Source organism: Paenibacillus sp. FSL H7-0350, assembly GCF_038593195.1.
In the GTDB taxonomy this organism is placed as follows: domain Bacteria; phylum Bacillota; class Bacilli; order Paenibacillales; family Paenibacillaceae; genus Paenibacillus_AQ.
The window spans coordinates 3220448-3234015 of sequence record NZ_CP151972.1; the positions used below are offsets into that span (position 1 = coordinate 3220448).

Consider the following 13568-nt stretch of genomic DNA (forward strand, 5'->3'; position numbering starts at 1 on the left):
CTCACAGATTCCTATTGATAAGCCATTTCCAGCTTCGTCAGGTTATCCTTCCGTCCGACAATGACAAGGACATCACCATCGGTCAGACGGTCCTCCGCTCTGGGGGAGATATTCATTTCCTCGCCCTGACGGATTGCCATCACATTGCACCCATATTTGGCACGTATGTCAAGCTCCTGCAGGTTCTTGCCCAGCATCGGCCCCGAGACCTTCATATCGAGAATGCTGTACTCCGGTGACAGCTCAATGTAATCGAGGATGTTCGGAGAAGCGAGATGATGCGCCACCCGCATCCCCATGTCCCGCTCCGGGTAGATAACCTTATCTGCTCCGATTTTACCCAGAACCTTGCCGTGCAGCTCACTTTTGGCTTTGGCGATAATAGCAGGTACGCCCAAATCCTTCAGGATCAGCGTTGTCAGAATGCTGGCCTGAATATCCTCACCGATGGCGACTACCACCACATCGAAGTTACGGATGCCAAGCGCACGCAGCGCCTCTTCATCCGTGGAGTCCGCAGATACGGCATGCGTCACAATGTTGGAGATTTCCTGGGTGCGCTGTTCATCCGCATCAATGGCCAGCACCTCATAACCCATCCCGCTGAGTGCTTTGGCCACACTTGAGCCGAAGCGCCCCATGCCGATGATCGCATACTGTTTTTTTGCCATTAAGCCTTGTCCCTCCCGTACGTATAATACATCTCACACAGTATAGCATAAGCCGTTATAAACTTGAATGTTCAGCGCTCCCGCAGGGCACCTTATAAGAAGGCTGCTTACCTGACTAAGCCCCTGCTTTCGAAATCAGTTTTGCGATGCTGATTCAGTAAGCAGATGCTCACAAAACTTTAAGGAGGCCGATTATGCCAGTCACCCTTGATTTGCGCCAGGCCATCATTCACAAGGTACACGGCCAGTCCGAAGAAGGTCTGCGGGAGGTCATTGAGAATTCCGTAGACGGGCCGGAAGCCGCGCTTCCCGGACTGGGTGTCGTCTTTGAGATGATCTGGAAGGACCTCGACCCTGCGAAGCAGGACCGGGTTCTCTCTATGCTGCACAGACACCTGGACAAGCTTACCCCAGGCTCCATCACCTCCTAGAGGAGGCCCATCCCGCCAAAAACCTCCGCACCCCACCGTGCTGCTGCACAGGTGGAGGCGGAGGTTTTTTATAGCCTAATCATACATATGCTTAACTGCTCATCTTGCTTCTATTACACTCTTCAAGGTGCAGTCTCCAGGAACTTCGCGGTCGGATTCTTCTCCATCGCGGTCCGCATGGCGTATTCGTTCTCGAACAGCACTACGTAATTGCCCTTCTTGTCCGTAACCAGAGTGGAGTTGATCCGGAACTTGCTGGCATCCGGCTTGTTCTCATCCACGATCCAGCGTGCGAACTGGTAGCTCATACGCTGCAGCTGCACATCCACGCCATACTCACCCTTCATGCGGTACTCGAACACCTCGAACTGCAGTTGTCCGACTACACCCAGCAGAATATCGTCGAAGTTGACGGTACGGAACACCTGGATCATGCCCTCTTCGGTCAGCTGGTCAATCCCCTTTTGGAATTGCTTCGATTTCAGTGCATTCTTGATGGTGACTTTGGAGAAAATCTCCGGCGAGAAGGTCGGCAGCTCATCGAACTCCATATCTCCAGCCTGACTGAGCGTGTCGCCAATCCGGAAGATGCCCGGGTCGAACAGACCGATAATATCCCCCGGATACGCCTCTTCAACAATATCCCGGTCCTGGGCAAGGAACTGCTGCGGCTGGGACAGCTTGATGTCTTTGCCGGCACGTACATGCTTCACACTCATCCCGCGCTCGAACTTGCCGGACACGATACGCAGGAAAGCGATACGGTCACGGTGTGCGGGATTCATATTCGCCTGAATTTTGAATACATAGCCGGTGAATTTCTCATTCGTCGGTTCTATAGAGCCCGCTGTACTGCGGCGTGGTTCAGGCTTCGGCGCAAGCTCCAGGAAATTATCCAGGAACGTCTGCACACCAAAGTTGTTGATAGCACTGCCGAAGAATACCGGAGTAATCTCCCCGCGCAGCACCTTCTCATAGTCAAAAGGATCGCCCGCTACATCCAGCAGCTCCAAATCCGCGCATAGCTGATCATGCAGGTATTCCCCCGCCATCTCACGGATAATCGGGTCGCGGTAGCTCTCCACCTTCTGTACTTTAATTACGGAATGGTCATCGCCCTGGAACAGCTCGACCTGATTCTTCATCCGGTCATAAACGCCGCACAGCTCACGGCCCATCCCAATCGGCCAGTTCATCGGCACCGAACGGATGCCCAATACATTCTCCAGCTCTTCCATCAGATCAAACGGGCTGCGGCCTTCACGGTCCAGCTTATTAATGAAGGTGAAGATCGGAATGCCGCGCTTCGCGCAGACCTGGAACAGCTTGATGGTCTGTGTCTCCACACCCTTGGCTACGTCGATCAGCATGACGGCGCTATCAGCCGCAGTGAGGGTACGATAGGTGTCTTCACTGAAATCCTGGTGACCCGGAGTATCCAGAATGTTCACCCGGTGGTCCAGGTAATCAAACTGCATCACAGAGGACGTTACCGAGATTCCGCGCTGCTTCTCAATTTCCATCCAGTCACTGGTGGCGTGCTTACTTGCCTTGCGGGCTTTGACTGTACCTGCCAGACGGATGGCTCCTCCGAAGAGCAGAAGTTTCTCGGTCAGTGTCGTTTTACCCGCATCCGGGTGGGAAATAATCGCAAAGGTTCTGCGTTTGTCGACTTCACTCTGAAGCTTATGGTCCGTTGCTTTATTCATTGCACATATCCCTTCATCTATAAATTCATGCTTACTTCTGCCTCTATTGCCGGATCGATCAAATCGGTCTGCTATTCATGGATTCAGATCCTTTCCTTCGAAAATCAACAGAGAATCAACGTCTATTTCTTGAACGTAACGTTTACCATTTATAGGATCATCTATAGCGCTAGGCTTAGAAATCTTTATGTTGAAAGCATCCTTCTCAGTATAGCAAAATCCGGCAGAGATTATCTACAAAAAAGCGGCTGTAGTGAAATATCTTGTAATATAAATTCACGATTCAGCAAAAAGATCCCCCTGCAGCGAAATGCAGGAGGATCTGTAACAGTTCTTCTTCAGGAACTAGCGGTTAACCTGCCAGACCACATTGTCTTCATCCTGGCCGTTGACCGGCCACCAGTGGAAGCCTTCTCCGGCAAGCAGCTGGTCGGCTTCAACCGGACCCCAGGAGCCGGCAGGATAGGAAGCCAAGTCGTTGCTCTCTTCCTTCCATGCCTTGGCAATCCGGTCCACGAAGGACCAGGCCGAGGATACTTCATCCCAGCGGGTGAAGTAGGTGGAATCGCCGCGTGCAGCATCATGCAGCAGACGCTCATAAGCCTCCGGCGAGTTAATGCCGATCATGCAGCTCTGGCAGAAATCCATAGCCAGCGGCTGAATCTCGGATTCCGAGCCCGGCTTCTTCGCATTGATCTTCACATAGATGCCTTCCATCGGATTGACGCGGATGACGAGCAAGTTCGGCTCAAGCTTGTGCTTCTGGCCCAAGTAGACGTTGGTCGGCATTCCTTTGAATTCTACAACCACTTCCGTGGTCTTCACAGGCAGGCGTTTGCCGGTGCGGATATAGAAAGGAACTCCAGCCCAGCGGAAGTTATCCACGAACACACGGGCTGCGAAATACGTCTCTGTATTCGATTCCGGGTCCACTTTGTCTTCCTGGCGGTAAGCCGGAAGCGTCTTGCCCTTGTAGAGACCTTGAGTGTATTGGCCGCGAACAACGTTCTCGCGGACCTCATCAGGGGTAGCATAAGGACGCAGCGAACGTAGGACCTTCACCTTCTCATCACGGATATCTTCAGCCAGCAGACGGCTAGGCGGTTCCATAGCAATCATCGTCAGCAGCTGCAAAATATGGTTCTGGCCCATATCGCGCAGTGCCCCCGCATGATCGTAATACCCGCCGCGTTCTTCCACGCCCACCGTCTCGCCGAGTGTAATCTGAATGTTGGCGATATGCTTGTTGTTCCACAACGGCTCGAAGAAGGCATTAGCGAACCGGATTACTTCAATATTCTGAACCATTTCCTTACCCAGGTAATGGTCAATCCGGTAAATCTCCTCTTCCTTGAAGACTTGACGGATCTGTTCGTTCAGTTCCTCAGCGGATTCGAGATTGTAGCCGAATGGCTTCTCGATGACCAGACGGTTCCAGCCTCTGGCCTGCAGCATCCCGCCTGCCTTGAGGTTGAAGGATACGCTGCCGAACAGTTCAGGTGCAAGTGCCAGATAGAACATACGGTTGCCCGGAATATGGAACTTCTCTTCCAGCCGCTCCGTCTGTTCGTTCAGCTCACGGAAGCCGTCAATATTATTGATGTCGAGTGACTTGTATTCAAAATGCTGTACGAACTCGTTCCATTCCGCAGCATCTCCTGCCTGATACCGGCAGAACTCGCGGATGGATTCCTTCACATCTTCCCGGAATTCATCCTGGGTGCGGGGACGCCGAGCCACGCCAATGACCGCAAAATCTTGGGTCAGCTTGCCTTCACGGTACAAACTGTAAATCGCCGGGAAAAGCTTACGCCGGGCCAGATCTCCGGTTGCCCCGAAGATAAAGAATACAGCACCGGGTGTATGCAGTGCATCAAGGGTTTGATTTTCAGCCATGGCTCCTCATCTCTCTGTATGTAATATAGTTGACATTCATTCTCATCGCCTGGTATGAAACAACATACGACTATAGGCGTGATGTCATTTTATCATAATTGCTCGGAGGATGCCATCACATTCCTGACAGTTTCTCTCGGGATTTCGCACTTTTCCATTACTCTTTCTTATGCCTTCACCGAATTACGCTTATATTACGTTATTTAACCTCAATATTCGATTGTAATTAATGGCATTCCAAGGGTTATCCGGTTCTCGTCCGCGTTGACGTTCTTGTGAACTGCCAGCTGGAAGGCCAGGCTGTGGTTACCGCTACTAACAATGCGCTGAAGACCCGGCACACTGTAAGAATGACTGAATGTAGAGACGTCGGCGTAGCTTTCCTCTGCCTGAATCCCGGGAAGCTCTGCGGCCAGTAACTTCTCCGTAGCAAGGAGTGCTGCCTGCGTTCCGCCCTGCTCCTTCGCAGGTGCCTGCAGCGATGCATTCCAATCCGCAGCAATTCCCGCCTGGAGCATCGCCTCTCCGGTGTCCGCCGCTGCGTCCGGCAGTTCCGGTGAGCCCAGAAGATCGGCCGTCTCCAGCGTAACAATACAATAGCTCCGTCCGCCGCCAAGCTCACTCCAGAACAGGGAGACCTGTATACCTCCACTGAGCTGCACGGCAGAGCGCCAAGCCCGGTGTCCTTCATTATCTGTGCTGCTCATTTCACCGAGCCCAAGCCGGGCGGCAAGGCTCTGTACGGCAGCCTCAGCAGCCTCTTCTCCGCTGTATTCCCCCTGCCATTTCAATACGAGCCGGAGCGGCGCCCCTGGAGAGGAGGCCTGTCCGCCCAGTGTGGTCAGCAGAGCAAGGGATTCCTGAAGCTCTCCGGCAGCGGCAGAAGCAACAGTACTCTGCACGCCGCTTCTTCCTGCGGTTTCCGCGCTACGGAACCCGCTCAGCAGCAGCATCAGTGTGCACATTCCCGCCAACACCAATACCAGTATTCCCTTACTCCGCCCTTTATTCCCCACTTCGCATCTCCCTCTCAACCGATCTAGTAATCTACTAGACAGGTTATCCAATTTCAGAGAAAGATATACGAACGCATGCAAAAAACACTTCCAAGATCATCCGGGCAGACTCGCTTGAAAGTGCTCCATGGCCTCCATAGACCGAACCTACTCCGCCAGTCCATTCTTATATGCATAAATAGCCGCCTGGGTCCGGTCTTCAACCCCCAGCTTGGCAAGAACATTCGTGACATGGAATTTCACCGTCTTGATTCCAATAATTAATTGATCGGCAATGTCCTGGTTGGACTTGCCTTGAGCTAGCAGCTTTAGCACTTCCATCTCGCGTTCTGTAAGCTCTTTGTAGGCAGGTGCCTCTCCTCGTGCATTGGAACGGAACCGGTTCATCATCTTGGAAGCCACCTGCGACTCCAGCACCGACTGGCCTCTTGCGGCTGCACGGATCGCATCTGCGACTTCGCTGGCCCGTGAGGTCTTCAGCAGGTAACTGAAGGCTCCTGCTTCAATCACCGGATACATCTTCTCATCATCCAAATAACTGGTCAACACAATAACCTTACAATCCGGGTACAGCTTCAGCAGTTGTCTGGTCGTCTCGATTCCGTCCATGCCGTCCATCACCAGATCCATCAGCACTACATCCGGCGTATACTCCTGGGCCAGACGGATGCCCTCCTCGCCGCTTCCTGCTTCCCCGACGACCTCAATGCCATCCTCGGTACCGAGCACCGCAGCAAGTCCGATCCGGACCATCTCATGATCGTCTACAAGCAGGACCTTGATTGCATCATCTTCTTCTATCTCCATCGTTACACCTGCCCCCTATTCATTGACTACCGGTACGGTAATATCGATCCGCAAGCCTTTGCCGGGAGCGGTGATGAACTGTATCGAGCCCCCGATCTCTGTAATCCGCTCCTGCATATTCGACAGACCGTAGGAGGTCTGCTTGCTGTCATCCATCTCGAAGCCGATTCCGTCATCGCGCAGCGTCAGCCGGACCGTGTCCCCCCGGCGGTGCAAGCGGATCTCCATCTTCTCCGCTTTGGCATGGCGGAGCGTATTGGAGATAGCCTCCTGCACAATACGGAACAAGTGATTCTCGACGCCCTTCAAGAGCTCTACACCCTGATCCATCTCGAACAGAATATCAATCGGCACCTTGATCTTCAGTTCCTTAATCAGCTCCTGCAGACCTTCCTCCAGCCCCTTGCCTTCCAGGTACACCGGTCTCAGATGCAGCAGCAGTGCCCTCATCTCAGACTGGGCTACGGCCGACATCTCCTCGATCAGCGCGATTTGACGCTGTGCCTTGTCAAAGTCCTTCTCCAGCGTCCGGCCTACGGCCGTTGCCGTCATTGAGATGGCGAACAGCTGCTGTGATACCGCATCATGCAGTTCCCGTGCCAGCCGCTGCCGCTCCTCGATGATTGCCGTGACCCGGGCCTGCTCGGCAAGCTTCGCGTTATTGGTGGAGAGCCGCTGTAGCGTATTCACCTGATTCTCCCACTTGCCGCTGATCCGCCCGAGCTGTTCCCCGAGCCGCCCCAGCTCATCATTGCCGAGGTCCGGCATGGCCGGGGTGAGATTGCCTTTCTCCCAGGCGACCAGGGTGGCCCGCAGTAATTCCAGCTTGCGCTTGCTGCGGAAGCCCTGATAGAAGCCGTAACCGATGCCAAAAGCCATCGGCAGTAGAATTAGCGTCATTCCTGTCCTTACGCCAATCCGCCAATCCTCGAATGGCCGTAATAAACCATATGTATACATAATATATGTAATAACGAGCAGCATGAACAAAGAGAACAGAGCTCCCTCACCCATACTGCGCGTTACCATGTTACTGCTTTTTTTGTCCATGCCGGGAGCTCTCCCTTCTCTCTTGACCCTAACATACTCTTAAGGGAAGCGTACGTCCAGATCCCCCATCAGATAAGAAATGTTAAATTTCACTTTATGCTCGCAGCTGTCATAGTTGGGTGACTTCCAGTTCAGCCGGTTCAGCATCCCCGTATCACGGTTACTGCCGGACTCAATGGAGCCGAACAGCACGAATGCCTCGATCTCTACACCGTAATCCTCAGACAGCAGAATATCCACATCACCAAAAATCCCCTGATACAGCATAATCGTCTCCTGCTCTTCCGCCATGGCCAGGGAAAGATCCACATCCACCTCACCCAGCACATGCCAGGCGCTCAGGCTGCGCATCACCCAAGGTGAGAGATCCCAGTCGAACCGGGAAGAAAAGCTTTGTTTCTGCACAAACCCTGCCTTGCGCTGCATTCTTTTCGATTTGACAAAGAACATCCCCAGCGAAACCAAGCAAATGCCAAGCACCAGCAACAAATGATCCAGCAGCAGCAGTACCGCCCCGACTCCCATTAGCTTATAGCCTTGCTTGACCCTGCCCGACGTCGTCCGGTAGATTCCCAGCAGCAGGAACAGGAGTGCGACAATGGAGAAGAAGCCGATCCATTTGCCAAATATCATCAAGCAGCCTACACCAATTAATCCGATGGCAATCAACCGGTTCCGTTTATCCATTTCCGCACCTCCTTAAAGTGTTGCAAAGCTACATCTTCATCCTACTGCATCCGCTACAAAAGCCATACCGGTATGGAGAATCCATACCGTATGGCTTTACCTTGATCAGCATATCATATCCGGCTGTTCTTTAGGAACAGGGATTATTGTTCTTTTTTATTCAAAGGAGGGGCTGCTGGAGTTGAGTTCAGCTTGTTCTTGAGTGCGGCAAGCTGCTCCTCTACTTTCAGTTCCTTCTCAGGATCTACCGGCTTAGCATATGCGGTTGCCGAAGGGCTATACGGAGCACGCATGACATCTGCTTCCGCTTCGAGCTGCATGATCTTTTCTTCCATGCGGTGGAAGCCAAGGGACGCACTTCCGCTTTCAATGGAATGTACGCTACTGATCTGGGACATTTGCTTCTTGGCCTTAGCCATCTGAGCGCGGGATACCAGTTCATTGCGTTTGTTGCGCATTTTGTAGAACTCATCCTTCATATCATGCAGCTGCTGCACCAGTTCCTTGGCCTGTACTTCAGCCTGTGCGTGAAGCTCGCCGTACTCGGTAAACTTCTGGTCAAAGTAGATTTTCTCTTCCAGCAGCTTACGGGTAACTTCCTCCTGCCCGTTCTTCAGCGCAAGCTCAGCCTGTGCCCCGCGTTGTCCGGCTACCTTAGCAGCTTCGTCCACACGCTGTTTCATACGGCGTTCATTAGCCATCTGCTTCGCTACCGTTACTTCAGCCTCATGAATCTCAGCCTCCATATCGCGCAGATACTGATTAAGCATCACAATCGGGTCCTCTACCTTATCCAACATATCATTTACCGACGCCTTCGTCATATCTTTAATCCGTTTGAATACTCCCATAATTTACACTTCTCCCTTCTCGTATTTAGCAAGTTTTTGTTTGAGCTCTTCCACTTCTTTTTGCAGTGCCTTCTTCTCGATATCCTTCATCATGGCATCCAGGCCAGAATCGGGAGCTGCGTGAGCGCCTGCCTTGTCATAACCGGGATTGTAGCCCGGCTGTCCGCCATAAGGGCCATATCCCTGAGGTCCTTGGTGCGGAGCCTGTGGTCCACGGCCATATTCAGGTCCGCCGGAGTAAGGTCCGCCGTACGGGCCACCCGGCGCACCGGGTCCAAAGGGATTGTACTGGTGAGGCTCCTTGGCAATCACCATTGCCGCGATAAAATATACGAGAATCGTAGCTCCACCGCTAAATGGAATACTGATCACCAGCAGAATCCGGAACAGGGTAGAGTCAATGCCGAGAGTCTCGGACAATCCGCCTGCCAGCCCTGTCATTACTTTGTCTCTTCTTGAACGATACAATCGGGTCATACTACTACTCCTTTCTGCCATCATTGTTCAGCTTCTCCTTTAGACGGGCCATTTCTCTTTCGAGTACGGTGGCCACGGTCTCTCCAGCCTGCACCGCATATTCCTGTCCCATCCGGCGCAAGTCGCTTAGGCTTTTGGCTTCAAGCTCCCAGTCGGTCATCTTGTCTTCCAGACGGCCGAACATTTTGGGAACATCTCCGCCGCCATAAGCGCCGGCTCTTTGATTCATGCGCTGCTGCAGCCGCAGCGACTCCATCCGTGCTGCATAGAACTGGCGTTTGCTGTATACTGTCTGATACTCCATTTTGAGCTCGTTCAGCTGGGATTCCAGTTCGAAAAGTGATTGCTGGCTCGTCTCCAGCAGCCCGCTGTATTGCTCCAGCTTTTCCTCGTGGATAATCTTCTCCTGCAATGCCAGCTTGGCCAGATGATCTTCGCCTGCCTTGAGTGCGAGGAGCGCCTGCTCTTCACGTTTGTTCCTCATTGCGGTAGCCTGATTCACCTGCTGCTGTAATTGCTTCGTATGAGAAGCGTACTGCTGGTACAGACGTTCGGCCTCCCCGATCTCTTCACGGGTTGAATGTAGAAATTGATCAATCAGCTTCACCGGATCTTGGCTCTGCTCCAGGCGTTCATTCAAGTTGGCTACGGTGATGTCCCTCATTCTGCGAAAAACACTCATGATTTCCTGCTCCCTCCCTGCTTCTTAATAAGTATGGACTGTGTGTATTAGTATGTTCTGCTTTGTTTGCCTCTGAGTACCGAGATGCCCCACACTACCAGGGCAATACCCAGCAGCGGACCGATAATCCAGGAAAGCTTGGAGATCAGAGACATGACACCGATGAACAGCACCACCCAGCCGATAATCTTGCGGCCGCTCTTAATTCCGTAGTATCCGAGCACAACCAGCACTGCCGGGAACAGGATACCGAAGATTCCTGAAATCAAGTGAGGCAGAATGCCAAGCAGCATTACCGCTCCGATTACAATCAGCGCAATCGCAAGTCCGTTACCTTTGTTTCTTTGCATTTGTTATCACCGCCTTTCGCTGCTCTCTTTCTTATACCCTTATTCTAGGGCAATCCCGCATCTTTCAAAACAGACTGTGGACGGTTTTATGTACTGGACCTTAGTCGGGGATGGTTGCAGGACTGGAAGCGGCTATACATCCTGAAATATATTCTATTGCTGCTTCCTGCAGATGCGGAGAAGTTCAGCATGCTGAAGAGAAAAAAAGGCTTCAGCGATGTAAGCAACAGCTCATGGATGTACAAATATGTAATGAAGATCGCTACACTGGGGTTTGCCGAGCTTTGAGGACAAGAAGTTCAAGGTGAATTTCTACTATGGAGATGCCCTTTTATTGTCCGACAAATCAAGACTGCCCCGCCCCACTTGCAGGATATTCCAGGGTTGGCCATAATATTGGGAGAATGCCTGATTACTAAAGGAGTCATGCCCATGAAGACACTACTCATCGTTGAAGATGATCAAAGCTTGAACAAGGGGATAGCCCTGTCACTGGCCCATAATGAATTGCATATAGAACAAGCCTATTCACTGACGATGGCTGATCAGATTATCTCCTCCACCCAAATTGATCTCATTCTGCTGGATGTGAACCTTCCGGACGGAAGCGGACTGGATTACTGCGAAAGAATCCGCGGAACCTCGCAGGTACCGATTATATTCCTGACGGCCAACGACATGGAACCGGATATTGTAACCGGGTTTGCTCTGGGGGCTGATGATTATATTACCAAACCGTTCAGTCTGATGATTCTGCGGGCCAGGGTAATGGCCGTCCTGAGAAGAAGTGATGCTCTTACCCATGAGAGGATCGTTGTAGGCCTGCTTGAATTGGATTTTGGCAAAATGGAGTACTTCAAGAACGGCCGGCCGCTGCTGCTGAGCAAATCCGAACAGAAACTGCTGCGCATACTGGTAACGAATAGGGGAAACATTCTGACCCGTGAGCAGCTGATCGACAGAACGTGGAGCCAGGAGGCGGTATTCGTGGATGAGAATGCGTTAACGGTAGCCATCAAAAGATTGCGGGCTAAGATCGAAGAGGAACCCTCTTCGCCTCAATATATCAAAACTGTATATGGTTTAGGGTATACATGGACAGAAGGCCCTGTTCTATGAAGCGACAAGAACGGCTGCCGCTTAACCAATTGGTGAATCTGGCATTCGCTGCAGCTTTTACCATTCTGGTCCTGGTATATGTGACTTGTATTATATTGCTGGAGATCACCGGTTCATCGCTGCTTGGACTCTCTCTTCTATTCATAATCTGCATGCTGATCCTTGGAGGTGTCTGGTCCCGGTCGCTCCGGAATATGGTTACTTCTTTCATGGGAAAGGTAGAGACATTGGTAGACAATGCTACTCACGGGCGTGAGCCCACCTATAATTATGAAGAAACCCTTCTCTCCTCCATAGAACATAAATTAATGCGGTACATAGAGATTGCAAGAGTGAACGGACAGAATCTGGAAACGGAAAAGAATAAAATTAAAGAACTGATCTCCGACATCTCCCACCAGACCAAAACGCCCTTATCCAATATTATGATCTACAGCCAGCTGCTTGAGGAAAGTCTGGTGAATGATGAACATGCGCTTCAGCTTGCTGTACAAGTTAAAAAACAGTCGGAAAAACTCGACTGGCTGATCCAATCCCTGATCAAACTGTCCAGGCTGGAGACAGGCATGATCTCTCTGCGAATGGAGCCTTGTCCTGTGATCCATGCGGTTTCTGAAGCAGTCTCCCAGATCCTCATCCAGGCAGAGAACAGCCGCATCACTATCAGTATAAACTGTGAACCTCACATCTCAGCATGCTATGACATCAAATGGACAACCGAAGTGTTATCCAATCTGCTGGATAATGCTGTGAAATATTCAGAACGAGGGGATAGCATCCATATCACTGCGGAAGCGAATGAGATGTTTATACGCCTGGATATCGCAGATACCGGCCGTGGAATCTCCCAGGAAGAGCTGCCCCAAATCTTCAGGAGGTTCTACCGGGGAAAGAATGTGCGCGATGCAGAAGGTGTGGGAATTGGGCTCTTCTTGGCCCGGGAGATCATCACCGCTCAAGGCGGACATATGAAAGCTGCTTCTGTGCCCGGGCAAGGCACTGTGTTCTCGATCTTCCTGCCGCTATTCTGAATATGTCCATTCCGTCAGATTTCAGACACTCTCCTGTTAGTTTTGTCTGATACCTTGTAGATGTGGATACGAACATACGCACAGGAGGAATATAACATGTCTATTCTACGAATAGAGAATCTCAAGAAATATTATGGAAAAGGTGAGCATACGGTCAAAGCCCTGGATGACGTGTCTATAAATGTAGAAAAAGGGGAGTTCGTGGCAATCGTCGGCACGAGCGGTAGCGGAAAAAGTACCCTGCTTCACATGCTTGGCGGTCTGGACCGGGCTACAGAGGGCAAGGTTTATGTCAACGGGCATGATATTTTTCAGATGAGTGATGAGAAGCTGACCATCTTCAGACGCCGTTCTGTAGGATTTGTCTTCCAGAGTTATAACCTGGTGCCGATCCTGAGTGTGCTGGCAAATATTGTCCTGCCCATTGAGCTTGACGGAGGCCAGATCGACCGGGAGTATCTGAACCTGATTATCTCAAGTCTGGGGCTTCAGGAGAAAGTTGGTAACCTGCCTTCTGCGCTCTCCGGAGGCCAGCAGCAGCGTGTAGCCATCGCAAGAGCACTTGCTACCAAACCTTCCATTATTCTGGCCGATGAGCCCACCGGCAATCTTGACAGCAGGACCAGCCAGGAGGTACTTATCCTGCTGAAACAGCTCAGTGTCAAATTCGACCAGACCATTGTGATGATCACACACAACGAGAGCATTGCACAGATGGCGGACCGGATCATCCGCATTGAGGACGGCAGGCTTGCCTCGGGATCGACGCAGGCCCCCGGGGAGAGATGATT

Annotated in this window: 16 protein-coding genes; 5 read left to right on the forward strand and 11 right to left on the reverse strand. The window is 51.7% G+C overall.

Translation table 11 applies throughout. The features are described from left to right. Positions 1 to 11 precede the first annotated feature (11 nt). Positions 12 to 671, reverse strand: coding sequence for a TrkA family potassium uptake protein (locus NYE24_RS14635; RefSeq protein WP_036700269.1), 660 nt, complete (start codon positions 669 to 671; stop codon positions 12 to 14). Between the two features lie 194 nt (positions 672 to 865). Here NYE24_RS14635 and NYE24_RS14640 point away from each other — a divergent pair, with 194 nt between their 5' ends. Further along, entirely contained in the window at positions 866 to 1102 is a 237-nt protein-coding gene (locus tag NYE24_RS14640; RefSeq protein ID WP_036700271.1) for a small acid-soluble spore protein SspI, read from the forward strand. A 122-nt stretch (positions 1103 to 1224) separates the two neighbouring features. Here the strand turns inward: NYE24_RS14640 and NYE24_RS14645 are convergent, their stop codons facing one another. The 10 genes from NYE24_RS14645 to NYE24_RS14690 form a co-directional block, all read right to left on the reverse strand. Next, entirely contained in the window at positions 1225 to 2811 is a 1587-nt protein-coding gene (locus NYE24_RS14645; RefSeq protein ID WP_036700273.1) for a peptide chain release factor 3, read from the reverse strand. A gap of 345 nt (positions 2812 to 3156) precedes the next feature. Further along, the gene (zwf, locus tag NYE24_RS14650; protein ID WP_036700276.1) at positions 3157 to 4707 is read right to left on the reverse strand and encodes a glucose-6-phosphate dehydrogenase; all 1551 of its coding nucleotides are present in this window, start codon (positions 4705 to 4707) and stop codon (positions 3157 to 3159) included. Positions 4708 to 4916: 209 nt separating this feature from the next. Continuing rightward, complete coding sequence (locus NYE24_RS14655) at positions 4917 to 5723, reverse strand: hypothetical protein (protein WP_342478988.1); 807 nt, start codon at positions 5721 to 5723, stop codon at positions 4917 to 4919. 147 nt (positions 5724 to 5870) lie between these two features. Continuing rightward, positions 5871 to 6530 carry a response regulator transcription factor gene (locus tag NYE24_RS14660; protein ID WP_036700278.1) on the reverse strand — a complete coding sequence of 220 codons (660 nt, stop codon included), beginning with the start codon at positions 6528 to 6530 and terminating at the stop codon, positions 5871 to 5873. A gap of 15 nt (positions 6531 to 6545) precedes the next feature. Continuing rightward, positions 6546 to 7580 (reverse strand): sensor histidine kinase, encoded by a 1035-nt coding sequence (locus NYE24_RS14665; RefSeq protein WP_036700280.1) that lies wholly within the window; start codon positions 7578 to 7580, stop codon positions 6546 to 6548. A 39-nt stretch (positions 7581 to 7619) separates the two neighbouring features. Continuing rightward, positions 7620 to 8267 carry a cell wall-active antibiotics response protein LiaF gene (gene liaF / locus NYE24_RS14670; protein ID WP_036700282.1) on the reverse strand — a complete coding sequence of 216 codons (648 nt, stop codon included), beginning with the start codon at positions 8265 to 8267 and terminating at the stop codon, positions 7620 to 7622. 143 nt (positions 8268 to 8410) lie between these two features. Further along, positions 8411 to 9118: a PspA/IM30 family protein gene (locus NYE24_RS14675; protein WP_036700284.1), complete on the reverse strand. Its 708-nt coding sequence runs from the start codon at positions 9116 to 9118 to the stop codon at positions 8411 to 8413. Positions 9119 to 9121: 3 nt separating this feature from the next. Beyond that, entirely contained in the window at positions 9122 to 9595 is a 474-nt protein-coding gene (locus NYE24_RS14680) for a PspC domain-containing protein (protein ID WP_342478989.1), read from the reverse strand. Positions 9596 to 9599: 4 nt separating this feature from the next. After that, the gene (locus NYE24_RS14685) at positions 9600 to 10277 is read right to left on the reverse strand and encodes a PspA/IM30 family protein (protein WP_036700286.1); all 678 of its coding nucleotides are present in this window, start codon (positions 10275 to 10277) and stop codon (positions 9600 to 9602) included. A gap of 47 nt (positions 10278 to 10324) precedes the next feature. Further along, positions 10325 to 10627, reverse strand: coding sequence for a hypothetical protein (locus NYE24_RS14690; protein WP_036731138.1), 303 nt, complete (start codon positions 10625 to 10627; stop codon positions 10325 to 10327). 189 nt (positions 10628 to 10816) lie between these two features. Here NYE24_RS14690 and NYE24_RS14695 point away from each other — a divergent pair, with 189 nt between their 5' ends. The 4 genes from NYE24_RS14695 (at position 10817) to NYE24_RS14710 (ending at position 13566) form a co-directional block, all read left to right on the forward strand. Next, positions 10817 to 10915: an S-layer homology domain-containing protein gene (locus NYE24_RS14695; protein WP_342478990.1), complete on the forward strand. Its 99-nt coding sequence runs from the start codon at positions 10817 to 10819 to the stop codon at positions 10913 to 10915. Positions 10916 to 11059: 144 nt separating this feature from the next. Then, a complete protein-coding gene (locus NYE24_RS14700; RefSeq protein WP_342478991.1) occupies positions 11060 to 11746 on the forward strand; it encodes a response regulator transcription factor in 687 nt (228 codons plus the stop codon). Then, positions 11743 to 12777 carry a HAMP domain-containing sensor histidine kinase gene (locus NYE24_RS14705; protein WP_342478992.1) on the forward strand — a complete coding sequence of 345 codons (1035 nt, stop codon included), beginning with the start codon at positions 11743 to 11745 and terminating at the stop codon, positions 12775 to 12777. Before NYE24_RS14700 ends, NYE24_RS14705 begins: the two co-directional genes overlap by 4 nt. Positions 12778 to 12873: 96 nt before the next feature. Beyond that, positions 12874 to 13566: an ABC transporter ATP-binding protein gene (locus NYE24_RS14710; RefSeq protein WP_342478993.1), complete on the forward strand. Its 693-nt coding sequence runs from the start codon at positions 12874 to 12876 to the stop codon at positions 13564 to 13566. Positions 13567 to 13568 lie beyond the last annotated feature (2 nt).

What these genes read in the sequence shown, in the direction of transcription:
- NYE24_RS14635 (WP_036700269.1), bottom strand. Translation starts at nt 671, where the DNA reads ATGGCAAAAAAACAGTATGCGATCATCGGCATGGGGCGCTTCGGCTCA.
- NYE24_RS14640 (WP_036700271.1), top strand. Translation starts at nt 866, where the DNA reads ATGCCAGTCACCCTTGATTTGCGCCAGGCCATCATTCACAAGGTACAC.
- NYE24_RS14645 (WP_036700273.1), bottom strand. Translation starts at nt 2,811, where the DNA reads ATGAATAAAGCAACGGACCATAAGCTTCAGAGTGAAGTCGACAAACGC.
- zwf (WP_036700276.1), bottom strand. Translation starts at nt 4,707, where the DNA reads ATGGCTGAAAATCAAACCCTTGATGCACTGCATACACCCGGTGCTGTA.
- NYE24_RS14660 (WP_036700278.1), bottom strand. Translation starts at nt 6,530, where the DNA reads ATGGAGATAGAAGAAGATGATGCAATCAAGGTCCTGCTTGTAGACGAT.
- NYE24_RS14665 (WP_036700280.1), bottom strand. Translation starts at nt 7,580, where the DNA reads ATGGACAAAAAAAGCAGTAACATGGTAACGCGCAGTATGGGTGAGGGA.
- liaF (WP_036700282.1), bottom strand. Translation starts at nt 8,267, where the DNA reads ATGGATAAACGGAACCGGTTGATTGCCATCGGATTAATTGGTGTAGGC.
- NYE24_RS14675 (WP_036700284.1), bottom strand. Translation starts at nt 9,118, where the DNA reads ATGGGAGTATTCAAACGGATTAAAGATATGACGAAGGCGTCGGTAAAT.
- NYE24_RS14680 (WP_342478989.1), bottom strand. Translation starts at nt 9,595, where the DNA reads ATGACCCGATTGTATCGTTCAAGAAGAGACAAAGTAATGACAGGGCTG.
- NYE24_RS14685 (WP_036700286.1), bottom strand. Translation starts at nt 10,277, where the DNA reads ATGAGTGTTTTTCGCAGAATGAGGGACATCACCGTAGCCAACTTGAAT.
- NYE24_RS14690 (WP_036731138.1), bottom strand. Translation starts at nt 10,627, where the DNA reads ATGCAAAGAAACAAAGGTAACGGACTTGCGATTGCGCTGATTGTAATC.
- NYE24_RS14695 (WP_342478990.1), top strand. Translation starts at nt 10,817, where the DNA reads ATGCTGAAGAGAAAAAAAGGCTTCAGCGATGTAAGCAACAGCTCATGG.
- NYE24_RS14700 (WP_342478991.1), top strand. Translation starts at nt 11,060, where the DNA reads ATGAAGACACTACTCATCGTTGAAGATGATCAAAGCTTGAACAAGGGG.
- NYE24_RS14705 (WP_342478992.1), top strand. Translation starts at nt 11,743, where the DNA reads ATGAAGCGACAAGAACGGCTGCCGCTTAACCAATTGGTGAATCTGGCA.
- NYE24_RS14710 (WP_342478993.1), top strand. Translation starts at nt 12,874, where the DNA reads ATGTCTATTCTACGAATAGAGAATCTCAAGAAATATTATGGAAAAGGT.